General features: G+C 65.1%; 26 protein-coding genes. 17 read left to right on the top strand and 9 right to left on the bottom strand.

Going from position 1 to position 26,109, the window contains the following annotated elements; translation table 11 throughout:
* Window positions 1–72: 72 nt before the first annotated feature.
* Together ABIB80_RS08410 and ABIB80_RS08405 are read right to left on the bottom strand one after the other, a co-directional pair.
* Window positions 73–1,311 (bottom strand): acyltransferase family protein, encoded by a 1,239-nt coding sequence (locus ABIB80_RS08410; RefSeq protein WP_007596176.1) that lies wholly within the window; start codon window positions 1,309–1,311, stop codon window positions 73–75.
* Window positions 1,312–1,398: 87 nt separating this feature from the next.
* Window positions 1,399–2,526, bottom strand: a complete 1,128-nt coding sequence (locus ABIB80_RS08405; RefSeq protein ID WP_007596177.1) for an AraC family transcriptional regulator — start codon at window positions 2,524–2,526, stop codon at window positions 1,399–1,401.
* Window positions 2,527–2,732: 206 nt separating this feature from the next.
* Here ABIB80_RS08405 and napE point away from each other — a divergent pair, with 206 nt between their 5' ends.
* From napE to ABIB80_RS08375, 6 genes are all read left to right on the top strand, one after another.
* Complete coding sequence (gene napE, locus ABIB80_RS08400) at window positions 2,733–2,918, top strand: periplasmic nitrate reductase, NapE protein (RefSeq protein WP_007596178.1); 186 nt, start codon at window positions 2,733–2,735, stop codon at window positions 2,916–2,918.
* A 26-nt stretch (window positions 2,919–2,944) separates the two neighbouring features.
* On the top strand, window positions 2,945–3,259 hold the full coding sequence (locus ABIB80_RS08395; RefSeq protein ID WP_007596179.1) for a chaperone NapD: 315 nt from the start codon (window positions 2,945–2,947) through the stop codon (window positions 3,257–3,259).
* 16 nt (window positions 3,260–3,275) lie between these two features.
* Window positions 3,276–5,789, top strand: a complete 2,514-nt coding sequence (gene napA, locus ABIB80_RS08390) for a nitrate reductase catalytic subunit NapA (protein WP_007596180.1) — start codon at window positions 3,276–3,278, stop codon at window positions 5,787–5,789.
* Window positions 5,786–6,256, top strand: coding sequence for a nitrate reductase cytochrome c-type subunit (locus ABIB80_RS08385; protein ID WP_007596181.1), 471 nt, complete (start codon window positions 5,786–5,788; stop codon window positions 6,254–6,256). The genes napA and ABIB80_RS08385 overlap by 4 nt, the downstream gene beginning before the upstream one ends.
* Complete coding sequence (locus ABIB80_RS08380) at window positions 6,253–6,906, top strand: NapC/NirT family cytochrome c (protein ID WP_007596182.1); 654 nt, start codon at window positions 6,253–6,255, stop codon at window positions 6,904–6,906. The genes ABIB80_RS08385 and ABIB80_RS08380 overlap by 4 nt, the downstream gene beginning before the upstream one ends.
* Before the next feature lie 266 nt (window positions 6,907–7,172).
* Complete coding sequence (locus ABIB80_RS08375; protein WP_007596183.1) at window positions 7,173–8,288, top strand: ATP-dependent DNA helicase; 1,116 nt, start codon at window positions 7,173–7,175, stop codon at window positions 8,286–8,288.
* 93 nt (window positions 8,289–8,381) lie between these two features.
* Here ABIB80_RS08375 and ABIB80_RS08370 read toward each other — a convergent pair whose 3' ends face one another.
* On the bottom strand, window positions 8,382–10,079 hold the full coding sequence (locus ABIB80_RS08370) for a caspase family protein (RefSeq protein ID WP_007596184.1): 1,698 nt from the start codon (window positions 10,077–10,079) through the stop codon (window positions 8,382–8,384).
* A 244-nt stretch (window positions 10,080–10,323) separates the two neighbouring features.
* Here ABIB80_RS08370 and msrA point away from each other — a divergent pair, with 244 nt between their 5' ends.
* The 4 genes from msrA to ABIB80_RS08350 all read left to right on the top strand — a co-directional run bounded on the left by msrA (window position 10,324) and on the right by ABIB80_RS08350 (window position 12,284).
* Entirely contained in the window at window positions 10,324–11,028 is a 705-nt protein-coding gene (gene msrA / locus ABIB80_RS08365; RefSeq protein ID WP_007596185.1) for a peptide-methionine (S)-S-oxide reductase MsrA, read from the top strand.
* 58 nt (window positions 11,029–11,086) lie between these two features.
* Complete coding sequence (msrB, locus tag ABIB80_RS08360; RefSeq protein WP_007596186.1) at window positions 11,087–11,506, top strand: peptide-methionine (R)-S-oxide reductase MsrB; 420 nt, start codon at window positions 11,087–11,089, stop codon at window positions 11,504–11,506.
* Between the two features lie 108 nt (window positions 11,507–11,614).
* Window positions 11,615–11,779: a DUF3309 family protein gene (locus tag ABIB80_RS08355; RefSeq protein WP_007596187.1), complete on the top strand. Its 165-nt coding sequence runs from the start codon at window positions 11,615–11,617 to the stop codon at window positions 11,777–11,779.
* Window positions 11,780–11,990: 211 nt separating this feature from the next.
* Window positions 11,991–12,284: a hypothetical protein gene (locus tag ABIB80_RS08350; RefSeq protein ID WP_007596188.1), complete on the top strand. Its 294-nt coding sequence runs from the start codon at window positions 11,991–11,993 to the stop codon at window positions 12,282–12,284.
* Between the two features lie 79 nt (window positions 12,285–12,363).
* Here ABIB80_RS08350 and ABIB80_RS08345 read toward each other — a convergent pair whose 3' ends face one another.
* Window positions 12,364–12,921, bottom strand: a complete 558-nt coding sequence (locus tag ABIB80_RS08345) for a DUF4112 domain-containing protein (RefSeq protein ID WP_088941332.1) — start codon at window positions 12,919–12,921, stop codon at window positions 12,364–12,366.
* Window positions 12,922–12,982: 61 nt separating this feature from the next.
* Complete coding sequence (locus ABIB80_RS08340) at window positions 12,983–13,408, bottom strand: DUF5413 family protein (protein ID WP_007596190.1); 426 nt, start codon at window positions 13,406–13,408, stop codon at window positions 12,983–12,985.
* Between the two features lie 143 nt (window positions 13,409–13,551).
* On the opposite strand from ABIB80_RS08340, the gene ABIB80_RS08335 reads away from it, so the two are divergent.
* The 3 genes from ABIB80_RS08335 (at window position 13,552) to ABIB80_RS08325 (ending at window position 14,592) form a co-directional block, all read left to right on the top strand.
* On the top strand, window positions 13,552–13,797 hold the full coding sequence (locus ABIB80_RS08335; protein WP_007596191.1) for a cysteine rich repeat-containing protein: 246 nt from the start codon (window positions 13,552–13,554) through the stop codon (window positions 13,795–13,797).
* A 37-nt stretch (window positions 13,798–13,834) separates the two neighbouring features.
* Window positions 13,835–14,062 carry a hypothetical protein gene (locus ABIB80_RS08330; RefSeq protein ID WP_007596192.1) on the top strand — a complete coding sequence of 76 codons (228 nt, stop codon included), beginning with the start codon at window positions 13,835–13,837 and terminating at the stop codon, window positions 14,060–14,062.
* Window positions 14,063–14,322: 260 nt separating this feature from the next.
* Window positions 14,323–14,592: a hypothetical protein gene (locus ABIB80_RS08325; protein WP_245285936.1), complete on the top strand. Its 270-nt coding sequence runs from the start codon at window positions 14,323–14,325 to the stop codon at window positions 14,590–14,592.
* 157 nt (window positions 14,593–14,749) lie between these two features.
* Here the strand turns inward: ABIB80_RS08325 and ABIB80_RS08320 are convergent, their stop codons facing one another.
* Together ABIB80_RS08320 and ABIB80_RS08315 are read right to left on the bottom strand one after the other, a co-directional pair.
* The gene (locus tag ABIB80_RS08320; RefSeq protein WP_007596195.1) at window positions 14,750–16,375 is read right to left on the bottom strand and encodes a hypothetical protein; all 1,626 of its coding nucleotides are present in this window, start codon (window positions 16,373–16,375) and stop codon (window positions 14,750–14,752) included.
* Window positions 16,376–16,412: 37 nt separating this feature from the next.
* On the bottom strand, window positions 16,413–17,705 hold the full coding sequence (locus ABIB80_RS08315) for an adenylosuccinate synthase (RefSeq protein ID WP_007596197.1): 1,293 nt from the start codon (window positions 17,703–17,705) through the stop codon (window positions 16,413–16,415).
* Window positions 17,706–18,110: 405 nt separating this feature from the next.
* Between ABIB80_RS08315 and mgtA the strand changes: the two genes are divergently transcribed.
* On the top strand, window positions 18,111–20,609 hold the full coding sequence (mgtA, locus tag ABIB80_RS08310) for a magnesium-translocating P-type ATPase (RefSeq protein WP_007596198.1): 2,499 nt from the start codon (window positions 18,111–18,113) through the stop codon (window positions 20,607–20,609).
* 153 nt (window positions 20,610–20,762) lie between these two features.
* Window positions 20,763–21,695 (top strand): DMT family transporter, encoded by a 933-nt coding sequence (locus ABIB80_RS08305; RefSeq protein WP_007596200.1) that lies wholly within the window; start codon window positions 20,763–20,765, stop codon window positions 21,693–21,695.
* A gap of 55 nt (window positions 21,696–21,750) precedes the next feature.
* Here the strand turns inward: ABIB80_RS08305 and ABIB80_RS08300 are convergent, their stop codons facing one another.
* Complete coding sequence (locus ABIB80_RS08300) at window positions 21,751–22,140, bottom strand: DUF1330 domain-containing protein (protein WP_007596202.1); 390 nt, start codon at window positions 22,138–22,140, stop codon at window positions 21,751–21,753.
* 105 nt (window positions 22,141–22,245) lie between these two features.
* Between ABIB80_RS08300 and ABIB80_RS08295 the strand changes: the two genes are divergently transcribed.
* Both ABIB80_RS08295 and ABIB80_RS08290 read left to right on the top strand, forming a co-directional pair.
* Window positions 22,246–23,181, top strand: a complete 936-nt coding sequence (locus ABIB80_RS08295; protein WP_354127183.1) for a DMT family transporter — start codon at window positions 22,246–22,248, stop codon at window positions 23,179–23,181.
* Between the two features lie 97 nt (window positions 23,182–23,278).
* Window positions 23,279–24,256, top strand: coding sequence for a Bug family tripartite tricarboxylate transporter substrate binding protein (locus tag ABIB80_RS08290; protein WP_219681667.1), 978 nt, complete (start codon window positions 23,279–23,281; stop codon window positions 24,254–24,256).
* A gap of 120 nt (window positions 24,257–24,376) precedes the next feature.
* Here ABIB80_RS08290 and ABIB80_RS08285 read toward each other — a convergent pair whose 3' ends face one another.
* Window positions 24,377–26,062 carry a methyl-accepting chemotaxis protein gene (locus ABIB80_RS08285; RefSeq protein WP_007596208.1) on the bottom strand — a complete coding sequence of 562 codons (1,686 nt, stop codon included), beginning with the start codon at window positions 26,060–26,062 and terminating at the stop codon, window positions 24,377–24,379.
* Between the last annotated feature and the right edge of the window lie 47 nt (window positions 26,063–26,109).

Genomic DNA, 26,109 nt, shown 5'->3' with positions numbered 1-26,109 from the left:
CCCAAGTATTCTTGAGTTTTCTTGCAGCTTATATTTTTGTTGCGGGCATCTTAATGGGTGGGGCGACGCTGTCTACGCAGTCGCAATTCCGCCTTGCGGGAGAAGGGGCTTTTCGGCGCGGCGGCCATTCAGGACCACACCGATGAAGGTGAAGCGCACCAGCAGATGATAGCTCGCCAGCATCGGAGGAAGCGCGACGACGAGAATGATCGCGAACTTGATCAGCCCGGGCCAGTCGAGCTGCGACAGCGCGACCTGCAGTGCCATCACGATCGGCAGGTGGATCAGATAGAGCCAGTAGGATGCATCGGCGAGGTAGCGCCACGCCCGACTGAAGCCGGACATGAAGCGGAGGGCGAGGCCGAGGACCGCGAATGTGGAAACCCAAATCGCCGGTGCGTAGAGGATGGCGGAGATCAGCCTCAGCGTGGCGAAGCTGACCGGCAGTTTCGGCGCGACAGGCAACGACAGCATCACGCCTGACAACGCGAAACTGACCAGAACCAGGAAGAGCGCGAGCAGGACATGCGCCAGCCAGCGTCGCTCGATGAGCCGCAGCAGATCGACCTGCCGATGCAGGAGCCAGCCGACGCCGAATGCGGTGCCGAAACCGATCCAGGCCTGCGCGTTGGTGACGAGCGATTGATCCGGCGTCCTCACGCCCATCACATTGATCCATCGTGGGTCGAGGCAGAAGGCGGTGCCGATCGGGATTGCCAGAACCAGGGGAGCCAGCGGATTTCGCATGGTCCGGGCGAAGATACGGTCAAACACTGTGCGTAGCGTACCTGATACATCAAGCCAGACAATTGCACCGCGCAGCAGCAGCGTCGCGACATAGAGCTCCAGCAGCACATACAGAAACCAGAGATGGGTCAGGGGGAACTTGGGCAATGCCGGCAGCCAGCCGGAGGTGGGGTGGATCAGACCACCATTTGGAAAGTGAGATGCCCAGCTCACGATCAGAGCTATCGGCATGAACACGAGCGGCCAACCGATCACGAACGGCAGGCCGATCCGCTGCAGCCTGTCCCTGACGAAGCCCCAGCTCCCCCGGCGGTGAAAGCTCATGCGGGCAAAGAAGCCGGCCATCAGGAAGAAGGTCGTCATCCGGAAGACGTGGATCGTAAAGGACAGTAGGCCCAGAGTGGGGCTGGTATGGATGTCCTGGATGATCCAGAACCGGGACGAGGCCGGCACAAACGACAATGTCGCGTGCAGGACGATGCCGAGCAGCAGGGCGCCACCCCTGACCGCGTCGAGAGCATGGAGCCTCTCCGATGCAGGGGCGGCGGCGGTCGAGTGGGACATGGATAGGCTCGTTCCGGCTGGATGGGAGTGTATGCTGGACGGTCTAATCCATCGGCACAGGGCCTTCTCGCCTGATCCAAAAATCGGCTAGCCGATTTCGCGGCGCGGCTGGCCGATTCCAGCCATGTCCGGCCGGCTCAGCGCCTCACGCCGGAATTCGGTCGGGGTCATGCCGGTTTCGGCCTTGAAGGCCCGGTTGAAAGGTCCGATCGACTGGAAGCCCGCATCCATGGCGATGGTCAGCACCGGGACCTCCCGTTGCGTCACGTCGGACAGCGCCAGCCTGGCGTCCTCGATACGGTAGCGGTTGAGGAACGCATTGAAGTTGCGATAGCCCAGCCCTTCGTTGATGGCTTGGCGCAGCCGATGCTCGGGAACGTCGAGCCGAGCCGCGAGCGCCCCGATCGCGAGACCTTCCTGCCGGTAGGTTCGCTCCACGGTCATCAGATGGTCGAGGCGCCGCAGCAAGATCGGGTCGACAACAACCCGCCCCGCGGCGGCGCGATCGGCGCCCCCGGCCTGCGTCCGCGCCTCGCCGGATGCGATCGCGGCCGTGGCGTCATTGACGGCCATCGCCGGCGCGCTGAACAGGCCGAGGCCGGCAAGCATGGCCACCACGAACAGCCCGAGCGCGGTCGGGAGACTGCCGGGCGCACCGGGGACCGCGACGGGAATTGCGGCGAAGCCGGCGACCGCGACGGTCGCGATGAGCACGACATTGATCGCAAGCATCGCGAGCCGCAGTCGGCGTCGCCGCGCAACCAGATCGGCGCGCCAGGTCTTGACCGTCTGAACCGCGGCAGCGAGGGCCAGCACCAGGGTGGCCAGAGCCAGGACTCGCCCGCCTGCGCCGGCCAAAGCGGGCCAGTTCGCCCAGGCCAGCGTGATCGCAAATCCGAAAGCCACGATGCTCAGCCACAGGGCGCCGTGCCAACGCCTCAGCACGAAATCGTCGTCGAACGCCGCGCGCGCCCACAGCCAGAAGACCGCAGGCTGCGCGGACAGGATCGGCAACGTCCACCACCAAGCCGTTTTGGGCAGGCTGGGCGCCGTCGCGATCGCATAGAATATGCCGCCTGCGCACATCGCGATGCCCAGCAAAGCCTGTTGGCCGGTCGCACGACGCAGCAACGCCACGAGAACGATCAACAGGAACACGCCGCTCGCCGCGCCGCGAAGTCCGAGATCGATCGCCGTCAGCCCTGTCGCGGTCACAACTCGTATCCCCGTTCGATGCCAAACTGTCGCATCGCCGTCGCACGGGTACAACCCAAACTTGCGCTTGTGGTCTGGCGGCAGCCATCATCGCAACTCGACGGATTGATCCAGATCAAGGCGTCAGTGGCCCTGCTGCTTCTAATGTGCGGCAAGGCAACGGCCCGGATGCCGTCCCAATCCCCACATTCCAAACGAGACCGAATATGTCGGCCCCAGACGACGCGACTTCGCGCGTGCGCCGTAAGCGCATGGAGATTTTCGCTTTCCTGTTCCTGACCGCGATCGTGATGCCCGTCCTCGCGGTCGGAACGGTGGGTTCCTACGGGCTCGGCGTCTGGATCTACCAGATGTTTGCCGGCCCTCCCGGCCCGCCGCCCTCCCCGCATTGATCTCCTCGAAGCGAAAGACAGGCATCATGGCCGAATCCAAACTCAACCGCCGCGCATTGATTACCGGCCGGGTGCTCAGCGCCGACCGCATCGTCGCGCCGCCCGGTTGCGAAATCGCCAGCATCATCGTGCAGGCCCGCCCCGAGCGTCTGGACCAGCTGGAAGCCGCGATCACCGCCCTTCCCGGCTGCGAGATCCACGGCCGCGACCTGCGCGGCAAGCTCATCGTCGTGACCGAAGCGCCTGATGCCGGCAGCCTCGGCACCCTGCTCAACACGATCCAGTCGCTGCCCGACGTCTATTCGGCGGCGCTGGTGTTTCACGCCATCGAAACGGCTTAAGGCCGGGAGAGTCGTCATGACATCGCCAAAGCTCGACCGCCGCCAGATGCTGAAGCTCGAGGCCGCCGCCATCGCGGCAGCCGCTGCGGGCATGCCGGCACCGGCGCTCGCCGCAAACCTCGTCGCCGAGCGCGACGTCGCCGAACTGAAATGGGACAAGGCCGCGTGCCGTTTCTGCGGTACCGGCTGCTCGGTGATGGTCGCGACCAAGAACAATCGCGTCGTCGCCACCCACGGCGACATCAAGGCCGAGGTCAATCGCGGCCTCAACTGCGTCAAGGGCTACTTCCTCTCCAAGATCATGTACGGCCACGATCGCCTGACGCAGCCGATGCTGCGCAAGACGGCGGGCAAATACGACAAGAACGGCGAGTTCACGCCTGTTACCTGGACCGAAGCCTTCGACATCATGGAGGTGAAGTGGAAGGAGGCGATCAAGAAGCGCGGGCCGAACGGCGTCGCCATGTTCGGCTCCGGCCAGTGGACGGTCTGGGAAGGCTATGCGGCCGTGAAGCTGTTCAAGGCCGGCTTCCGCACCAACAACATCGATCCCAATGCGCGCCACTGCATGGCCTCCGCCGTGGCCGGCATGATGCGCACCTTCGGCATCGACGAGCCGGCCGGCTGCTATGACGACATCGAGGCCACCGATGCCTTCGTGCTGTGGGGCTCGAACATGGCGGAGATGCATCCGATCCTGTGGACGCGCCTCGCCGACCGCCGGCTCTCCGCGCCGCATGTCCGGGTCGCCGTGCTCTCGACCTTCGAGCATCGCTCGTTCGACCTCGCCGACATCGGCATGGTGTTCAAGCCGCAGACCGATCTCTATCTGCTGAACGCCATTGCCAACCACATCATCAGGAGCGGTCGGGTCAACAAGGACTTCGTCGCCGCGCATACCATCTTCAGGCGCGGCCAGACCGACATCGGTTATGGTTTGAGGCCGGAGCATCCGCTGCAGAAGAAAGCGACGGGCGCGGCGAAGGCCAACGATTCCACCGAGATGAGCTACGACGAGTACGTCAAGTTCGTCTCCGAGTACACGCTGGAGAAAGCGGCCGAGATGTCGGGCGTGCCGCTCAATCGGCTGGAGGCGCTGGCCGAGCTCTACGCTGATCCCAAGACCAAGGTTGTCTCGTTCTGGACCATGGGCTTCAACCAGCACACCCGCGGCGTCTGGTGCAACAATCTCGTCTACAACATCCACCTTCTGACCGGGAAGATCTCCTCGCCCGGCAACAGCCCGTTCTCGCTGACCGGCCAGCCCTCGGCCTGCGGCACCGCGCGCGAGGTCGGCACCTTCTCGCACCGCCTGCCGGCCGACATGGTCGTCACCAACAAGGAGCACCGCACCAAGGCCGAGCACATCTGGCAGCTGCCCGAGGGCACCATTCCCGACAAGCCCGGCGCCCACGCCGTGCTGCAGAGCCGGATGCTGAAGGACGGCCTGATCAACGCCTATTGGGTGCAGGTCAACAACAATTTGCAGGCTGGTCCCAACGCCAACGAGGAGACCTATCCGGGCTTCCGCAACCCCGACAATTTCATCGTGGTCTCGGACGCCTATCCGTCGGTGACTGCGCTCGCCGCCGATTTGATCCTGCCGACCGCGATGTGGGTGGAGAAGGAGGGCGCTTACGGCAACGCCGAGCGGCGCACGCAATTCTGGCACCAGCTCGTCCCCGCGCCCGGCGAGTCCAAGTCCGATCTATGGCAGCTCATGGAGTTCTCAAAACGCTTCAAGATCGAGGAGGTCTGGCCCGAGGAGCTGATCGCCAAGAAGCCGGACGTGCGCGGCAAGACTCTGTTCGACGTGCTCTACAAGAACGGCCAGGTCGACAAATTCCCGACATCGGAGATCGAGGACGGCTACGCCAACGAGGAGTCCAAGGCGTTCGGCTTCTACGTGCAGAAGGGCCTATTCGAGGAATATGCCGCGTTCGGCCGCGGCCACGGCCATGACCTCGCGCCGTTCGACGCCTATCACCGCGAGCGCGGCCTGCGCTGGCCCGTCGTCAACGGCCAGGAAACCAAATGGCGTTTCCGCGAAGGCAGCGATCCCTACGTCAAGCAGGGCACGGACGTGCAGTTCTACGGCTATCCGGACGGCAAGGCGCGCATCTTCGCACTTCCTTACGAGCCGGCGGCCGAATCCCCCGACAACGAATATCCGTTCTGGCTGTCGACCGGTCGCGTGCTCGAGCATTGGCATTCCGGCACCATGACGCGCCGGGTGCCCGAGCTCTACAAGGCCTTCCCCGAGGCCGTGTGCTTCATGCATCCTGATGATGCGCAGGAGGCGAAGATCCGCCGCGGCGACGAGGTGAAGGTGGTCTCCCGCCGCGGCTTCATCCGCGTCCGCGTCGAGACGCGCGGCCGCGACCGGCCGCCGCGTGGCCTCGTCTTCGTGCCGTGGTTCGACGAATCCAAGCTGATCAACAAGGTGACGCTGGACGCGACCGATCCGATCTCGCTGCAAACCGATTACAAGAAGTGCGCCGTGCGCATCGAGCGGGTGAACGTGTCATGATGAAACGATTTGGAGTAGCGCTGCTCGCAGTCGCGATCGCGGCTGGCGCGAGTTCGCTGACCGCGCAGACGGTGACGTCAGGCTTGCGCGGCCCGACCCCGCTCAACGACGAAGGGCCGGCGCCGCCGATGCTGCCGAACCGCAACACCTCCGAAAGGGAAGTGCGCAACTATCCGGAGCAGCCGCCGGTGATCCCGCATGCGATCGACGGCTATCAAGTCGATCTCAACGGCAACAAGTGCCTGTCCTGCCACGCGCGGGCGCGCATCGCGGAATCGCAGGCGCCGATGGTCTCGATCACCCACTTCATGGATCGCGACGGCCAGTTCCTGGCTTCGATCTCGCCGCGCCGCTTCTTCTGCACGGAATGCCACGTGCCGCAGAACACGGCGACGCCGCCCGTCAGCAACGACTTCACCGACATCGACACGCTGCTGTCGCGCGCAAGCCCCGGTGGCCGCCGATGACGACGACCGCTGATGAACCCGGCGAGGGAATGAAGGCCAAGGGCGGCTTCGTCGCGCGAAGCTTGGACTTTGCGCGCGAGCTCTGGCAGGTGCTGATCCGTCCGAGCTCGGTGTTCGGGCTTGGTGTGCTGGTGCTGGCGGGCTTCATGGCCGGCGTGATCTTCTGGGGCGGCTTCAACACCGCACTGGAATTGACCAACACCGAAAAATTCTGCACCGGCTGCCACGAGATGAAGGACAACGTCTATGCCGAGCTGAAGTCGACCATCCACTTCGCCAACCGCTCCGGCGTGCGGGCGACCTGTCCGGATTGCCACGTGCCGCACAACTGGACCGACAAGATCGCCCGCAAGATGCAAGCCTCCAAGGAGGTCTGGGGCAAGATCTTCGGCACGATCGATACCCGCGAGAAATTCCAGGATCACCGGCTCGAGCTGGCGGCGCATGAATGGGCGCGCTTCAAGTCCAACGATTCGCTGGAATGCCGCAACTGCCACAGCGCCGATTCCATGGACATCACCAAGCAGTCGCCGCGGGCCTCGGTCGCCCACCAGCGCTTCCTGTTCACCAAGGAAAAGACCTGCATCGACTGCCACAAGGGCATTGCCCACCATCTGCCCGACATGCGCGGCGTTCCCGGCTGGCAGTAGCCTCGGCGAGGCCTGAGCGCGCGCCTCGTCCTTCGAGACGACCGCTTTGCGGTCTCCTCAGGATGAGGCTAGGCGGCATCTTCGCCCGTCGAGATAGCCGCCGCGCAGTCCGTCCTCATCCTGAGGGCCCACCAAAGGTGGGCGTCTCGAAGGATGGCCGCAGAAACAGCCTTTGAATGCGGCCGCCCTGCGCTTGAACCCTTGGGGCGAATGGTTAGTTTCGGCAGATGGCGAATCGCTCCGTTTCGCCCCTTCTCAAGACAGACATGGCCACATTCACCCCGCATCAGGATGCCGCGCTCAAGGCCGTTGGCGACTGGCTCAAGGCCAAACCCGGCCGCAACGGTACGCCGCCGGTGTTCCGTCTGTTCGGCTATGCCGGCACCGGCAAGACCACGCTGGCGCGGCACATCGCCGACGGCGTCGACGGCGAGGTGAAGTTCGCCGCCTTCACCGGCAAGGCGGCGCTGGTCATGCGCAACAAGGGCTGCGACGAAGCCTCCACCATCCATTCGCTGATCTATCGCACCCGCGAATCCGGCGAGGAGCAGCCGAGCTTCGAGCTGTGGGACGACGCCCCGGCCTCCAAGGCCAAGCTGATCGTGATCGACGAATGCTCGATGGTCGATGCCGAACTGGGCCGCGACCTGATGTCGTTCGACTGCCCGCTGCTGGTGCTGGGCGATCCCGCGCAGCTGCCACCGATCCAGGGCGGCGGCTTCTTCACCAATACCGAGCCGGACGCAATGCTGACCGAGGTGCACCGTCAGGCCCAGGACGACCCGATCGTGCGGATGTCGATGGACGTCCGCGAGGGCCGCGAGCTCGACATCGGCCGCTACGGCGAGAGCGAGGTGGTGTCGCGCAAGGAGCTCGACCCCGATCGCGTCATGGCCGCCGACCAGGTCCTGGTCGGCCGCAACAACACGCGGCGCGCGTACAATATGCGGGTGCGCCAGCGCCAGAACATCGAAGACGTTTTCCCCGTCGCCGGCGACAAGCTGGTCTGCCTGCGCAACAACCGCAAGAAGGGCCTGTTCAACGGCGGCCTGTGGCGCGTGAAGTCGCGCAACACCTCGCGCTCGAAATCCCGCATTCTCAGCATGAGGCTGTCGCCGGACGAGGATCTCGGCCACAAGGTGACCAAGGTCTCGGTGCGCGCCGATTGCTTCGAGGGCGGTGTCGAGGCCATCGCCTGGGAGCAGCGCAAGCCCTATGACGAGTTCGACTATGGCTACGTGCTGACCGTACACAAGTCGCAGGGGTCGCAATGGGACGACGTCGTGCTGTTCGACGAGAGCTTTGCGTTTCAGGAGAGCCGGGCGAGGTGGCTGTACACGGGGATCACGCGGGCGGCGAAGCGGCTGAGCATTGTGGTGTGAAGCTGCCGTAGCCCGGATGAGCGAAGCGATATCCGGGACAGAAGGACCCGCATGTCGCTACGCTCATGCGGGCTACGAATTCGAGCCCGGCCCTCACTTCCCCACAACAAAATAAAAATCCTCGCGGCCCGGCGGCGAGCCGTACGAAAACGGCTGCTGCTCGTGCTTGGTCACAAGCCAGACGTCGTCGCGGACGATGTCGAACAGTTTTCGGATCTCGACGCGCGGCACCTTGATTTCGCGGGCGAGTGCGGTGGCGAACGGGCTGTCGGCGCCGCCGTCGCCGTCCATCGCGGTCTCGCCGTGCTTGGCGGCGTAGACCACCATGAAGCCGGCGCCGGGCTCGATGTTGGAAAAGCCCTTGTCCACCAGCTTCAGCGACAGCGTGCGCTGCATGGTCGGCGCGAACGGATTGTCGCGGCAGGCATCCAGCATGACCAGACGTACTTTTCGCGCAGCGCCCACCGCCGCGATCACCTGCTCCAGCGCAACCGCCTGGGTCTCGGCGTCCCTGTCGGCGGCAAGCTTGGCATCGACGGGAACGAGATAGTTAACGCCGCCGATCTCGAAACCGTGGCCGGCGTAATAGACCACCGCCCAATCCGCCTTCTCCGCTTCGGCCGCAAACGTCTGCAACGCTTCGAAGAACTTGTCGCGGGTGAGGTCGCTGACGGATATCACGGTCTGGAAGCCGACGTCGCGCAGCGCGGCCGCGATCATTTTCGAGTCGCGTGGCGGATTGGGCAAGGCGTGGACGTTCTTGTAGGCGCCGTTGCCGATCACAAGTGCCACACGGCGCCCTGCGGATCCGGCTGACGGCTGCGGTGTCAGCGCAGCCAATCGCTCCTGCGCGATGGCGCGGGCGCGCGCGACGTCGAGCTCGTCGAACTTCGTCAGCGAATAGGCCGCCGCACGATAGTCGGCACGGGCCTGGGCGAGATCCTTCTTGCGCTCGTAGATCTGGCCGCGACCCGAATGTGCGCGCACATTGTTCGGGTTGATCTGGATCGCAATGTTGTAGTCCTTCAGCGCGGCGTCGAGATCGCCTTTCAGCATGTTGACGTCGGCGCGATTGTTAATCGCGTACGTGTTCTTCGGCTGCTTCTCGATCAGACCGTTGCAGTCGGCGAAGGCCTGGTCGAACTTGCCCATCATGCCGTAGGTGATGCAGCGGTTGCCGGTGATCTGCGGCGCGGCCGGTTCGATCTTCTCGGCCTCCGCGAAATCGGCGATGGCGCCGTCAAAATCCTGCATCAGCGTGCGCACGCGGGCGCGGTTGGTGTAACCGAGCAGGAATTTTGGCGCGTATTTGATCGACAGGTTGAAATCGTCGAGCGCGCTTTGCAGCGCGCCCCGGCGCAGCTGGATGATGCCGCGGTTGTTGTAGGGGACACCGTAGGTCGGGCGCTTCTGGAGCGCGAGGTTGTAGTCCGCCATCGCATGGTCGTCCTGACCCGTCCGCTCATAGGCGAGGCCGCGCAAATTGAGCGTGACGACATTGTCGGGATCGAGGTCGACGGCCATGGACAAGGTCTCGATCGCGTGGCCGTAGTCGCGCTTGTTGATCAGCGTATTGCCGCGCACGGAGAGCGCGATGCCCTTGTCCTTGCCGGTGACACGGTCGGCGTTGAGCAAATTGTCGCAGGCCTGCGCCCTCGCCTGCGCATCCGCCTGGCGGTCGCGGCAAAGGGCGAGGTCGTCGCCGGGTTGCGGTGCGGCCGCCGCGATCGAGCTCCAGGCGGCCAGGATGGCGAGAACGACGATGAGGGTCAGGGATGCGACGCGCAGCATGTTGTCAGGTCAGCTCCAGCCATCATTCTTTAGGTCGATCACCGATCGCGCCGGTTCATCTAGCGCGGAGTTCCGGTCCTCGCCAAGCCGGGCTGCTCCAGGCGGCGCGTTTCACAGACTCGTGTCCGTCCGGCCGTAACAATCGCCCGGTCCGCCCGTATCTCGAATGTCCGAAAATGCCGGCCAGGCTGTTCGCCCGGCCCCAACCGCCCTAGACTGTCAGACCTTCGGAAAGAGGATCGCCATGCGCCGACCTGCCGTCCTGTCCCTGCTCGCCGCAACCACCGCCCTGACGCTGGCCTTTGCCGCGCCGACCCGAGCCGCAGAGGATGCGGTCGTGATCCCCGCTCCCGCCGTTGACGCGACGCCCGCAAGCGGGATCCAGACCGCCGTGATCGCCGGCGGCTGCTTCTGGGGCGTGCAGGGCGTGTTCCAGCACACCGCGGGCGTCGTCAACGCGGTCTCCGGCTACGCCGGCGGCACCAAGGCGACAGCCGACTACCAGACCGTCTCGAGTGGCCGGACCGGCCACGCGGAATCCGTCGAGATCAAATACGACCCGAAGAAGATCTCCTACGGCAAGATCCTGCAGATTTACTTCTCGGTGGCGCACGACCCGACCCAGCTCAACCGGCAGGGCCCCGACAGCGGCACGCAATATCGCTCGGCGATCTTCACCACCTCCGACGAGCAGAAGAAGGTGGCCGAGGCCTATATCGCCCAGCTCAACGGCGCCAAAGTCTTCAGCAAGCCGATCGCGACCAAGGTCGGCGCGCTGGAGGCGTTCTATCCGGCGGAGGCCTACCACCAGGATTATCTGACCCTGCACCCGAACCAGCCCTATATCGCCTACAACGACCTTCCGAAGGTCGAGAACCTGAAAAAGCTGTTCGCGGATAACTATATCGAGAAGCCGACGCTGGTGAGCGCCAGCAAGGCCACCAACTGATCGCAAGATCACTGAACAAGATCACGGAAAACAAGTTCACCGAAAAAACGGGAGACCCATGCCCGACACCAAGACGAAAACCACGGACGACAAGGTCATCAAGAGCGAACAGCAATGGCGCAACGAGCTGTCGCCGATGCAATACGCGGTGCTGCGCGAGAAGGCGACCGAGCGTCCCTTCTCCGGCGAATATGAGCACGACCACCGCGCCGGTACCTATACCTGCGCCGGTTGCGGCAATGTGCTGTTCGAGTCCGACGCGAAGTTCGATTCCGGCTGCGGCTGGCCGAGCTTCACCCAGCCCGCCGCCGAGGGCCATATCGATGAGGAGCGGGACGTCAGCCACGGCATGATCCGCACCGAGGTGCTGTGCGCCAAGTGCAGCGGCCATCTCGGCCATGTCTTCCCCGACGGCCCGGGGCCTACCGGCTTGCGTTACTGCATCAATTCCGCAGCGCTGAAGCTCGAGCCCAAATAAACCTTGCGCGCCGCCGGGTTCCGCCATGGAACCCGGCGGCGCGATGTGCTTTTCTTCCCTGGTGGTGCGGCCGGCCATGGCGTTGCGGCGGCCGCCAGGGAGGATGCCATGACGCTTGGGACCATCCTGATCATCCTGGTGATCATTTATCTCGTCGGCGGCTTGTCGGGCCGCATCGGTGGCTACGGCTACGGAATGGGTCATTCCGGCATGGGGATCGGCGGCCTCGTCCTGGTGGTGCTGCTCGTGCTGCTGCTCCTTGGCAAGCTATAAACCATCCAAGCAACTGATATTATTGCAATTTTCTGAGTTGCGGAGCTGCCATGCGCGGATTCATCATCTCGCATCGCGGGGGTCGCAATTTTGTCAAAACGAGCTATATTAGAGGACGAAAATGACATGTGCGGCGCCCACTCAATGGTGGCCTCTGCCCGTCCCAACCCCACGCGCTTAAAGCCCCAGAGAGATCACGAGGTCTTTGACCATGCGTCCATTGCGTCCGTTCAACTTCAACACTTCCGCCGAACTCTTCCCCGCTGCGATCCGCAAGAAGAAGCGTGCAGGCTTCACCTATCGCCGGTTCGGCACCGCGGCCGAAGCCGTGCAGTTCGCGATGGAGCAGTTGCCGACGGACTCGCTGAACGGCGCCTATCTTCAGGTCGAGGAAGCGCGCTTCGACCAGAACGGCATCCGTTCGCTCTATGAGAGCGAAGCCTTCCCGCTGCCCCGTCACCGCAAGCCGGTGGAAGCCAGCACCGACGCCGCCGACGCGGCGTAAATTTTCGTAAAGCACCTCCGATGTGCGCTGAAAGCGCGGTGGCCGAAAGGCCGCCGCGCTTTTTGCATTTTCGGGAGTGTCAGATGCGCGGCTGCTTGTCGAGCCAGCGGCGCAGCAGGCGCACGTTGCGCATGTTGGCCCGGAACATGACGTCAAAGGCGTCGCCCGCGAACGGGACGATGCCGACGACGCCGTCGAGGGCGACATTGCCGAGCATGCGCGCGGTGATGTACCAGGGCGCCCCGAGCGCCCTCGCCTCTCGCACCAGCCAGAGCGAGATCGCGGTGGTGATGATGTCACCGACGACGGGGATCAGTCCGATCAAGCCGTCGATGCCATAGCGGATATTGGTTCCGGGCAGCACGAAGGCCACGTCGAGCAGCTTTGCGATCGCCTCGATCCGCGCGATCCGCTGCTCGCGCGTCAGATTGCCGAACGGGTTGCCGGCGAAGGGACTGTCCTTGCCGAACTCGAAGCGAAACTCGCGAAAGCCCTGCTCCAGTGTTTCGGGCCGGATCTCACGACCGTCCTGATCGATGATCGGCCCACGCCCCTCGCTGCCCGAAGAGGCCGCACCCGGGCGGCTTCCCGAATGGGATCGACGCGGGGCAAGAATATCGTCATCGGACATGGTCATGGCCTGTAGGGAACGCACCAGCACGGCGGAGGTTGCTGCGGCGTGATCGAAGGTCGCGCCCTCAAGTCGGTGCCGCCGCCGGCTGCGGCTCCGCGACATATCTGTGCACGAGCCAGGATGAAATCACCGCCGGCACGAACCCGACGAGGCCGTACAGGATGAACTGCACCGCGCCCGAGTCCGGCCCGCGCGAGCTATAGGTCAACGAGGCCAGGATGAAGGCGAACACGCCGACCAGCAGCATCCGCAGCACCGGGCCGATCCGCCGGATGTGGACCAGGATGTCGTCGACCGCCCCGATCATCAGCGAGGGCAGGAAGCCGAACAGATAGCTGTATTGCAGGGATTTGAAGAACACCGCGAACAGCTTGCCGACCTCAGCGAGACTGGTCTGGGTCCAATAGCCGGACTGATAGGTCGTCGTCAGCAGCAGCAGGAACCCGCCCACGAACGGGCCAACCAGCGCAAACACGAGATAGCGTTTCATCAGGCACCCTCATCCTTCGCCCCGTTATAGCAGCGCCGCAGGAACCTTGAATAGCGGCGGCGCGGGCTCTGCCCTGGGAACAAGCCGCATAGCGACGAGTTCAGACAGGACCTGAAACTCACCTGTCAGATTTGGAGCCGCCGATGTCCCGCAAACTGTTCTTCCTGGCGACGATCGCGCTGACGGCCGTGAGCGGCCTGTCGAACGCGCCCGCTCTCGCACAAGGCCATATGGGTTCGCCGCAGGAGCAGCAAGCCTGTTCGCGGGACGCCTCGCGCTTCTGCCGCAAGGACCTCGGCAATGACGGTGCGGTGCAGAATTGCCTGCAAGCCAACCGAGCCAAACTGTCGCGGTCTTGCAGCAAGGTCTTTCAGAGCCACGGCATGTGAGGACCGGAACCATCCCCGGCGAACGGAGAGTGAAGCCATGTTGCGCGACGAACAGCTCTCGATCCTGAGGGACATCAGCCAATCCATCGCCTTTGCCGACGACCGGCACGGCAAGATAGGCGAGCTGATCGCCGACGGTTACGTGATGAAGGACGGCGATCTGTTCGAGCTCACGGCAAAGGGCGTTACGGCGGTCGAAGAGCACGCAGCCCTTGGCGCAAGCGATGCGGAACCAGCGAGCGCATCCTCCGATCGGTTGATCTGATCGCATGCGAGTCGCATTGTGCGTGACGTGCGCGCAACAATTGCGAATTCCTTTTCGCTTGGCATTGCGGCCGCGCGACAATGGCGCATACTTGATTCGGGCGGCGCAGCACTTTTCGATTCGAACATCACGAGAGATCGAGCAACCACATGCGGGATTGAGGTCCCGGCGTGATGGCTGAGACATGCGGCAGGTCAAGCCGCGTGCGGCGCCCCAAAATCAAGTGGCTCAAGCCCACGGAACTCGGGGACGCATTCTGCATGACACGCAATCAGACGATCGCAACTCTCTTCGCCCTCGCCACCACCATCGCAATCCCGACCTCGCCGGGCGTCGCGTTCTCGTCCGAAGCGCAGCAGATGTGCTCGGGCGATGCCATGCGGCTGTGCTCCAGTGAGATCCCCGACATCCCCAGGATCACCGCCTGCATGGTACGGAACAGGTCGCAGGTCAGCCCCGGCTGCCGCGCCGTGATGGACCGCGAGCACGCCGCCGCGACATCGCGCAAGCGGGAAGCCACGGCGCAATAGAGAGAGAGCGTACCTGCGGCCATCCTTCGAGACGCCCGCCCAAGGGGCGGGCCCTCAGGATGAGGTCTCGTTTCGCGGCGAGATATCAAACCCTCATGGTGAGGAGCCCGCCGAGGCGGGCGTCTCGAACCATGCAGAGGTCTCACGGAGTAGAGATCTAGTCGCCCCACTGCGCGAAGGCGTCGTTGAAGGCGCGCTCGCCGGGAGCGCCCTTCTCGATGGCGATGATGGCGCGGCGCTGGTTGGCGTAGACCAGGGGCACGTCGAACCAGGAGCGCTCCTTCAGGAGCTGGACGTTGCGGCTGCGGTCGGCGTCGACGTTGGAGAGGCCGACCAGGAAGAAGCCGTCGGTGACCTTGACCGCGAGGCCTGCGAGCGGCGTGCCGCGTGCCTGCTCGTTCGACTTCATCAGGATGCCCGGCACGTTGGCGACGCCGCCGCCTGAAAAGTCCGCCGGCAGGACGAAGGTCAGCTCCGCGGTGTGGCTCGCCGGCAGCGAGGAGTCGGTGTTGCGGCGGAACGACATCGTCATCTTGAACTTGCGATCGGGGATCTCGATGTCGGCGCGCACGGCGACGTCGGCCTTTTGGTTGCCCGACGCCTTGATCGGCTCGAGCCGCCACACCACCGAGCCGACATATTGCTTGCCCTTCGGATCGGATGGATCCTCGTCGTAGAGCACGACCTTCTGCGCCACCGGCGCGACCGGCTGGTCGCTGGCCGAGGGCTGGCCGACGCGATCCGGGATCTTGGGCTTGCTCTGCGGCTGAGACGAATCCTTGGGCGCCTCCACCACTTGCGTCGGCGAAGACTTCAACAGGTTGGTCGCGGTCTGGACCAGTTGCTTGCCCCACAGGATGCCGGCACCGACCAGGATCAGCACGATGCCGACGGCGATCGCGCTCTTGAACGGAAACACGGAGCCGGTGCGGGCGCGGGCGCGCTTCTTCTTCGGTTCGCGGTCGAGAACGGGGATGTGCGGACGCGGCGGCTGCGACTGCGGCGCGTAGCGCTCAGCTTCCTCGATCGATTCGTCGTAGGAATACGGCGCGTCCGCTCCGGCGGCGCGATTTTCCAGGCTCGGCTCGAGCCGATCGAATTCCGGCGAGGGCGAGGGCACGTTGGCGTAGGTCCGGCGCGCCGCGCGGTTGGCCTGCGCGGCGGCGCCGCCGAGATCGTTGGCGTCGGCCGTGATGTCGCGGAAGCCGCGCACGCCCGGTGCCGGCGGCAGCGGCGGCGGAGGTCCCATGTCGGGCGGACGGCGCCCACCGGCGCGATCACGTCCGGCCGGCGGAGGCTCTGGCATCGACGGCGGTGCCGACGGACCCGGCTGCCGCGGCGCGTCGAAACGCGGAGCCCGCGGCGCACGCGGGGCGTCGCCCTGGTCATCGACATTGAAGGAGGGCCGGTCGGCGCGCGGCGGCGGCGGAGCCGGACGGGTGCGCGGCGGGGCAGCGCTTTGCGGCGCGGGCGCGTTGCCCTCGGTGGCGCGGGTGCTGGCGCGGCGGAAGGCATCGCCGCTGCCGCTGCTGCGGGCGCTGCCACCGGGGCGCGAGGCCTCGCGGGCACGCTGGGCAGCCTCTGATTCGACCTTGCGGACGGCCTCTTCCAGCGAAAGCCGCTCGCGGGTGATCTCGGATTCGGAGAGCGGCGGCTGCACGCTGCGGAGCTGCGCGATCAGCGCCGTGCGCGCCCGCTCGTAGAGCGCGCGACGGCTCTCGCCGGGAGCGTTGGGGTCCAGGGCGGCAATAGCGCGGGCGATCAGCGGATAGTAATCAGCCATTTCTACTCAATTATACGCGCGTCCCGGTAAGAGATCGTTAAGCCTCAAACGGATTTTGTACCAGGATAGTATCCTCGCGTTCAGGGCTCGTGGAAAGCAGTGCGACCGGGCACCCCACCAATTCCTCGATCCGGCGGACATATTTGATCGCCTGGGCCGGCAGCTGGGCCCAGGACCGCGCATTGGCGGTCGGCTCCTTCCAGCCCTCGATGGTCTCGTAGATCGGCTCGACCCGGGCCTGGGCCCCCTCGCCCGCCGGGAAATGATCGATCTCCTTGCCGTCCAGCTTGTAGCCGGTGCAGACCTCGATCGTGTCGAAGCCGTCGAGAATGTCGAGCTTGGTCAGCGCCAGACCGTTGATGCCGCAGGTCCGGACCGCCTGGCGAACCAGAACCGCATCGAACCAGCCGCAGCGGCGCGGGCGCCCGGTATTGGTGCCGAACTCGCGGCCGCGCTCGCCGATTTTGCGGCCGGTCTCGTTGTCCTGCTCGGTCGGGAACGGGCCCTGGCCGACGCGGGTCGTATAGGCCTTGCAGAGGCCGAGCACATAGCCGACCGCGGCGGGGCCGAGCCCCGAGCCGGTCGCGGCCTGCGCCGCCACCGTGTTGGACGAGGTGACGTAAGGGTAGGTGCCGTGATCGACGTCGAGCAGCGCGCCTTGCGCGCCCTCGAACAGCATGCGCTTGCCGGCGCGCCGTTCGATGTCGAGCAACCGCCACACGGTCTCGGCATAAGGCAGCAGCTGAGGTGCCAGCGCGGTCAATTCCTTCAGGATCTCCTTGCCGTCGAACTCCGGCAGGCCGAGGCCGCGGCGCAATGCGTTGTGATGCGCCAGCAGCCGGTCGATCTTGTGCGGCAGCGTGTCGAGATCCGCGAGGTCCATCAGGCGGATGGCACGGCGGCCGACCTTGTCCTCGTAGGCCGGGCCGATGCCGCGGCGGGTGGTGCCGATCGCGGTCGCCGCATTGGCGGATTCGCGATGCGCGTCGAGTTCGCGATGGAGCGGCAGGATCAGGGTGACGTTCTCGGCGACCCGAAGATTGTCCGGGCTGACCGCGACACCCTGCGACCGCAGCTTGGTGACCTCGTCGAGGAAGGCGGCGGGATCGAACACGACGCCGTTGCCGATCACCGACAGCTTCTGCTCGCGCAGCACGCCCGAGGGCAGCAGCGCCAGCTTGTAGGTCTTGCCGTTGATCACCAGCGTGTGGCCGGCGTTATGGCCGCCCTGGAAACGGACGACGATGTCCGCCTGCTCCGACAACCAGTCGACGATCTTGCCCTTTCCTTCGTCGCCCCACTGGGCGCCGACGACGACAACATTGGCCATTCGCGGGTAATCCCTATGCAATCTGTTAGATGCGCCCAGCCCAATCACGGCCGGGGCCGCTCGAACGCGAGGCAGCCAACCGGATAAAGGATGCAGCCTCTGTAAGCAAGCAAGAACGGGGCTTTTTCGGGGCCCAATGCGCTATCCAAGCCCTTGATATCCCCTAAAAATCCGCTTTGTCGGACGGGCTCTACGACGTTAGGCCCGGATGCGGCCGTCGACCACTTCGATGATGCGGTCGCAGCAATGGTCGAGCTCGAGGTCAATGCCCTGCAGCACGTCGTTTCAGTCGGCAGATGCCAACGAAGCCAGGCGCTCGCGGCCATCCAAATTGCGGTAGGTCAACAGGTTACACCGAATTTCGAGGCATTTGCCTGACGAGACAATTCGAATCGGGGGCCTTGCTTGTCGGACAGTCCAGCGCACGCCGACGACCGCTTCTGGCATCTTTCACCCGATCAATTATGCAAGCGACTGGGCTGCGGCCTCACCGGCCTGACCGCCGCGGACGCCTCCGAGCGCCTCGATCGCTTTGGGCCGAACAGCGACGCGCGGCCACGCGTCGAGGGGGCGGCGCGCGCGATCATGCGCCGGCTGCTGGAGCCGCTGTCTCTGATTCTGCTGGTTGCCGGCATCGTCTCGATGCTCACCGGCGACGATATCGGCGGGCTCATCATTGTCCTGATACTCGCGCTCTCGATCGGGCTCGACACTGTTCAGGAAGGCCATGCGTTGCAGGCCGCGGAAGTGCTCCGCCGATCGGTTGCGCTCAAGGCCGAAGTCAGACGTGACAACGACTTCCGCGAGATCGACGTCGATCGGCTGGTGCCGGGCGACATCCTGCGCGTCCGTTCAGGCGACATCATTCCCGCGGACGCGCTCGTCCTGGAGAGCACAGCCTTCACCGCGGGCGAAGCGGCGCTCACCGGCGAACCCTATCCGGTACAGAAGCGCGCCGGTGCCATCACCGACCCGGACGACACGTCGAATGCACTGTTTCGCGGCGCCGTCGCGCAAACCGGCGAGGCGATCGCGCTCGTCGTCAGGACCGGACGCGACACCGTGTTCGGAGCGGCGGCCTCCGCGCTTGCCGAGGCCCAGACGCCTTCGCCGTTCGAACGCGACTTGCGCGAATTCGGCCTCGTGATCGCGCGCGCCACACTGGCGTTGGTGCTGGTCGTGCTCAGCGTCCGCGTGGTGTTCGGCCGCCCGGTAATGGACTCGCTGCTGTTTGCCGTCGCCCTCGCGGTCGGGCTGACGCCGGAACTGCTGCCGATGATCACCACGGTGACGCTGTCGCGCGGCGCGCTGCGCATGGCCGGCCGCAAGGTGATCGTCAAGCGCCTCGCCGCGATCCACGATCTTGGCGCCATGACCGTCTTGTGCACGGACAAGACGGGCACGCTGACCTCGGCCGAGATCACGCTGGCCAAGAGCCTCGATGCCGCCGGCAAGGACGATGCCCGCGCCGCGCGGCTCGGCGCCATCGCCGCGAAACTCGGCGGCGATCGCGGCTCGCTCGACGCGGCGCTGGTTGCCGGCCAGTCGAATGCCGCACAGGGCTGGACCCTCGCCGGCAGGCAGGCGTTCGACTTTTCACGGCGGCTGGGATCCGTGCTCGCGACCGGTCCCGAAGGCGCGCTGCTCATCGTCAAGGGCGCGCCTGAGGCGGTGCTCGAGCTGTGCGTGATGGATGACGGCGCCCGGACCCGCGCGATCGCCCGCGTGCACGAGCTCGCGAGCGAAGGGCTACGCAGCATTGCGATCGCCTCGCGCCCGTGGACCGGCGCAACCCGCGAAGTCGAGACCGCCGACGAGACCGATCTCGTCTTCGAAGGTTTTTGCGCCTTCGCCGACCCGCCGAAGCCGACGGCCGCGGCCGCGATCGCACGGCTCGCGGCAACCGGCATCACGCTGAAGATCCTGTCGGGCGACGATCCGGTGGTGGTGAAGCGACTCGCCGGCCTGGTCGGGCTGAACGCTGACCGCGTCCTATCGGGAGCCGACATCGCCGAGCTCAGCGACGAAGCACTGGCGGTCCAGGTTCAATCGACCGACGCCTACGGCCGGCTTGCGCCCGATCAGAAGTCGCGCGTCGTGAAGGCCCTTCAGGCCGGCGGCGCGGTGGTCGGCTTCCTGGGCGACGGCATCAACGACGCTCCGGCGCTGAAGGCCGCCGATATCGGCCTGTCGGTCGAAGGCGCGACCGGCGTGGCGCAGGCCGCCGCCGACATCATCCTGCTCGCCTCGGATCTCGAAGTCGTTGCCGACGGCGTCGAAGAGGGCCGGCGCACCTTCGCCAACATCATGAAATATGTCCGGATGGGCGCGAGCTCGAATTTCGGCAACATGCTGTCGATGGCGATCGCCTCGATGGCGCTGCCGTTCCTGCCGATGCTGCCGACGCAGATTCTGCTCAACAACCTGCTCTACGATCTCTCCGAGCTCGGCATTCCCTTCGACCAGGTCTCGCGCGCGGCCACCGCGCAGCCGCAGGTCTGGAGCATGACGCGGCTGGTGCGTTTCGCCGCGATCATGGGGCCGCTGTCCTCGGTCTTCGACTTCCTGACCTTCGGCGCCCTCATCCTGCTGTTTCAAGCGTCGCCGGACGAATTCCGCACCGCCTGGTTCATCGAATCCATGGCGACGCAGATCCTCGTGATCTTCATCATTCGCACCAACGGCCGACCGTGGCGCAGCTGGCCCGATCCGGTGCTGTCCGTCTCATCGCTGGTCGCCTTGCTGGTCGCGATGGTGGTGCCTTTCACGCCGCTCGGTGCCTGGTTCGGCTTTGTTGCGCCGCCACCGCTCATGATGGCCGGCATCGCGGTTCTGGTTGTCGTCTATCTCGCCTGCGCCGAACTGGTGAAGCCGTTTGCGATCCGTGCCGGACTGAAGGGTTGAGCGGGTTCCGGCCGCCGCCGTGCATGGACGCGATGCGCCTCGCGCCATTGATATCGGCCGGATTTCCGTGTCTTTGAACGGGCCGGGTCTGAACCGGCCCGGGTGCCGCCGGGCTGGAGGCTTGGCGCATGACGCGGGGCCACAACGATCACAATGTCCGCCACCGACGAGACCACCGGCGCCGCCACGTCCGGCCACAACTGGATCGCCAACCAGCCTTACCTGCTGCTCAGCATCACCGCGCTGTGCTGGGCCGGCAATGCCATCGTCGGACGGCTCGCCGCCGGTCACATTCCGCCGGTGACGCTGTCGTTCCTGCGCTGGTTCTTCGCCTTCCTGCTGGTGCTGCCGTTCGCCTGGAAACACCTTGCGCAGGACTGGCCCGCGATCCGCGGCAAGCTCGGCCTGATGGTCACACTCTCGATCACCGGCATCGGCGCCTTCAACACGCTGCAATATTGGGCGCTGGAGCATACGCAGGCGCTCAACACGCTGCTACTTCAGTCAGCCGCGCCGCTGGTCGTGGCGCTGTGGTCGCTCGCCATCCTCGGTATCAGGCTTACCGCGGCGCAGGCCTTCGGCGTGCTGCTGTCGATGTGCGGCGTGCTGATCATCCTGCTGCATGGCGATTTCACCACGCTGTCGAATATCGATTTCAACAAGGGCGACCTCATCTTCGTCGTCGCGCTGATCATCTTCGCGCTCTATTCGGTGCTGACCTTGAAGCGGCCGCCGATGCACGGCCTGTCGTTCCTCGCCTTCACGTTCGGCTGCGGTGCTGCCTGTCTCATTCCGTTGGAGATCTGGGAGCTGTCCGCGCGCCCCATGATGAAGCTCGACGGGCCGAACCTCCTGACCCTGTTCTATGTCGCGGTGTTCCCCTCGACGCTCGCCTATCTCTGCTTCAATCGCGGAGTCCGGCTGATCGGCGCCAACCGCGCCGCGCCCTTCTTCCATGTCGTGCCGGTGTTCGGCTCGATCATGGCAATGGTGTTTCTGGGCGAGCACCCCCAGGCGTTCCATTTCATCGGCTTCGCGCTGGTGCTGGCCGGCGTGTTCGTGGCGTCACGGAAGCAGGCGGCATAGGTCCTCCTTCTCCGTCGTAGGAGAAGGAAAGCGCCGTGCCGCGCGGCAGCCAAGGCTACTTCACCTTGAACTTGCTGTACGCTTCGCTGGTCGCAATGATGACGTGCTCGGCGCAGGCGTTGACGCGGTGCGGATCGGCCTCGGTCTCGTAGGCCTCCGACGTCATCATGTCGATGAAAGCCGCAACCGTGGGATAATAGACCAGCGCCGCGAAATCCCAGTCGTTGCCCTGCTGCGGGCCGAGCGCGACCGCCTTGGCGTCGCCGGTCCAGAGCAGCGTGCCGCCGCGCGCCTTGATCATCGGCACTGTGACCGCACTGTAGCGCAAATAGGCGTCCCAGCCGGAACCGTCGCCGTCGCCCGAGCGCGCGTGGAAGCGCATCAGGTTCAACATCACCACCGGTGCATGCCGATCGAGCCGATCCAGGCCGTCGATGTTCAACATATTAACCGCCAATGCCGCCTCCTCTGGTCATGCCTGCATTGTAGCATTGCGGCCGCGTGACTTGTGTCACGACTTAAATCCGGCGCAAGCTCGCGTCGAACGCCAATGACGATCGCTTCGCCCGCGCCACCCGCCTCCAATGCGGCCAGCTGGCTCAACAACCAGCCTTATCTGCTGCTCAGCCTGAGCTCGCTGTTCTGGGCCGGCAACATCGTGCTCGCGCGCCACGTCGGTGCGCATGTGCCGCCGCTGACGGTGACCACGATCCGCTGGTTCGGCGTGTTCCTGATCCTGCTGCCGTTCGCCTGGCCGCATCTGAAGCGCGACTGGCCGAACTTGCGCAAGAGCCTGCCGCTGATGCTGTTCCTGTCGCTGGTGGGCTTTGCCTTCAACAACGCGATCTCGTACTGGGCGATGCAGTACACGGAGGCGCTGAACGCGCTGCTGATCCAATCGGCCGGACCACTGTTCGTGGCGCTGTGGTCGCTGGTGCTGTTCGGCGTGCGGCTGACCGGTGCGCAGCTCGCCGGCATCGGGATCTCGCTGCTCGGCGTGCTGATCATCATCCTGCGCGGCGATCTCGCCGCGCTCGCGAGTATCAGCTTCAACAGGGGCGACATCATGTTCGCCTCCTCGCTGGTGGCGTTCGGGATCTACTCTGCCTTCATCCCGCGGCGACCGAAGATCCACCAACTCTCATTTCTCTCCTTCACCACCTGCTGCGGCGCGACGATGCTGCTGCCGACCGCGATCTGGGAAGCCTGGAGCGGCCGCGTTCTGCAACTCGACGGGGTGACGCTGGCGGCGCTGGGCTACATCCTGATTTTTCCCTCGACGCTGGCCTATCTGTTCTTCAACCGGGGCGTGGCGCTGATCGGCCCGAACCGCGCCGCGCCGTTCTTCCATCTGGTGCCGGTGTTCGGTTCGGCGATGGCGATCCTGCTGCTCGGCGAAAAGATCCAGCCGTTCCACCTGATCGGCTACCTGCTGGTGCTCGCCGGCGTCGTGATCGCCTCGCGCCAAGGGTCTGCGGTGAAGTAATTCCGCACCGCGAGACGAGGCGACAAACTCGCGCCTTCCGATTTCGACGAGGAGACGCTAGGTTCCCCGCCAACGAAAAAAGAGGGAACGACCAGACATGCTTTCAGCGTTGATCCGAAACCTGCGTGCCATCGCCACGGCCGCCCTTTGTCTCGCTGGCGCATCCGCTGCGCAGGCCGACAATTATCCGAGCCGCAACATCACGCTGGTGCTGCCGTTCGCGGCCGGCAGCGGCACCGACACCACGACGCGGCTGATCTCGCAGCATTTGTCGCAGGCCCTCGGCGTCGGCATCGTCATCGAGAACAAGGCGGGCGCCAACGGCATGATCGCCGCCACCTATGTCGCGCGCGCCGCGCCCGACGGCTACACGCTGCTGGTGACCACCAACACCACGCATTCGGCCAATCCCTATCTGCTCAAGAGCCTGACCTACGATCCGGTCAAGGACTTCACCCCGATCGCGCGCACCGGCGACCTGCCCTTCATGCTGGTGATCCACCCGGAGGTGCCGGCCAAGACGGTCGGCGAGCTCATCGCCTACGGCAAGGCCAATCCGGGCAAGCTGAGCTACGCCTCGGGCTCGTCCTCGGCGATCGTGTCGGGGGCGACCTTTGCGCATAATGCCGGGCTCGACCTCCTGCACGTGCCCTACAAGAGCTCGCCGCCGGCGCTCAACGACGTCATGGGCGGCCGCGTCTCGATGATGTTCGTGGACATCCTGACCGGCCTGCCGCATGTCCAGGGCAACGCGCTACGCGCGCTCGCCGTCACGACAAAGGACCGCTCGTCGCTGGTGCCGAACCTGCCCTCGATGCAAGAGGCCGGCGTGCCGGACTTCGACATCTCGTCGTGGCAGGGCTATTTCGGCCCCGCCGGCATGCCCAAGGAGATCGTGACGCGACTCAACGCCGAGATCCGGAAGATCGTCGAGAAGCCGGAGATCAAGGCGCAGCTCGCCACCCTCGGCATGGACGCGTTTTCAGGCACGCCGGAACAGCTCGGCACGTTCGTGAACGAACAGCTGGTGTTGTGGGAGAAGCTGATCCGCGAGGCGGGGATCGAGAAGCAGTAGGGCGGTCTCGTAGGGTGGGCAAAGCGAAGCGTGCCCACCGAGAAGTTACCGCGAACTCAAAAAGAAAAGGTGGGCACGACGCCTCGCGTCTTTGCCCACCTTACGAATTCAGTGCAAGCCTTACGCCGCGCGCACCTTGGCGAGGAAGCCGTCGACTGCGCTGCGCAGCGCGCCGGACTGGCTGTCGAGCTCGCGGGCGTTGGTGAGCACGTCGCTTGCCGCCGTTCCGGTCGCTTCCGCGGCCGAGGTGACGCTGCCGATATTGGCGTTGATCTCGTTCGATCCGGCCGCGACCGACTGGATGTTGCGGGCGATCTCGCGGGTCGCCTCGCCCTGCTGCTCGATCGACGCGGAAATGCCCGCGGTGATCTCGCTCATCTCGGCGATGGTCTGGGTGATGCCGCCGATGGCGGCGACCGCATCGCTGGTCGAAGTCTGCATCGCCGCGACCTGGGCGGAGATTTCCTCGGTCGCCTTGGCGGTCTGGTTGGCGAGGGCCTTGACCTCGGAAGCGACGACGGCGAAGCCGCGGCCGGACTCACCGGCACGCGCCGCCTCGATGGTGGCGTTGAGGGCGAGCAGATTGGTCTGCGCCGCGATCGAGTGGATCAGCTTGACCACCTCGCCGATCTTCTCGGCGCCGGTGGAGAGTTCCTGCACCGTGGCATTGGTGCGCTCGGCGTCGTTGACGGCGCGGCTCGCCACTTCGGTCGAGCGGGTGACCTGGCGCGAGATTTCCGCAACCGAGCTCGACAGCTCTTCGGCAGCCGCGGCGACCGTGCCGACATTGCCCGACGCTCTCTGCGAGGCCGCGCCGACGGTCGCCGCACGCGAAGAGGCGTCGCTGGCGGTCGCGGTCATCGATTGCGCCGTGGCTTGCATGCCCGTCGCGGCCGAGGAGACCGAGCGGACGATGCCGTTGACGCTGCGTTCGAAATCGCTGGCGATACCCTCCATCGCGCTGCGACGTTCCGCCGCGACACGATCCTTGGCATCGGCTTCGGTTTTCTCGAGGTCGCGAATGCGCAGTGCGTTGTCCTTGAAGATCTGGACGGTCGACGCCATTGCGCCGACCTCGTCGCCACGGCCGACGCCGGGAATGTCGCCCTCAAGCTTGCCCTCGGCGAGATCCTTCATGCGGGCGCCGAGCAGCGCCAAGGGACGGCTGATGCTGCGGCCAAGCCCCCAAGCGACGCTGCCCGCGACGACGACGATGCCGAGCATGGCAAGCCCGAGCAGCCAGTAGATCGGGACCATCTTGGCGTCGATATCGTCGAGATAGCCACCGGTGCCGAGATACATGTCGAAGCCGGGCACGGCCACCGCGTAGCCGATCTTGCGGATCGGCGTTTCCTGGCCGGGCTTCATGAACTCGTAGAAGAGCAGAAATTCGCCGTTGGCCTTGACGCCATCCATCCATTCCTTGGAAAGATTGCGACCGTTGGTCAGATTGCTCATGCGGTTCAGGCCGACCTGCTTGGGGTCGGGCGCAAGCTGCGTGATGCCGTCATACGAAGTGCCGAAGAGGTAGCCCGCGCCCTTGTCGTAGGTCATCGCGTTGCCGAGCAGACGAAACTCGGCCATCGCCGCGTCCTTCGTCATTTCGCCGGCATCGACTCGTTTCTTGAGAGCGAGGGCCATGTTGCGGGCAACCTCGACGATGGCCTTGGTCTGCTCGACGCGTGCATTCACCATCTCGCGCTTCATCAGATAGCCGGCGAGAAATCCGGAGATGCACAGGCCGAACAAGGTGACGCCGACGAGAATGCCGAGCTTGGGGGCGATCTTCAGATTGCTCAATTTCACGGGATGGCTCCGGCAACAAAAGGACAAGGACGCACGAGCGAATCGAT

Origin of the sequence: Bradyrhizobium sp. i1.15.2 (assembly GCF_040548425.1) — a bacterium.
Lineage (GTDB): Bacteria > Pseudomonadota > Alphaproteobacteria > Rhizobiales > Xanthobacteraceae > Bradyrhizobium > Bradyrhizobium canariense.
This window is presented reverse-complemented; position numbering and strand designations above follow the sequence as displayed.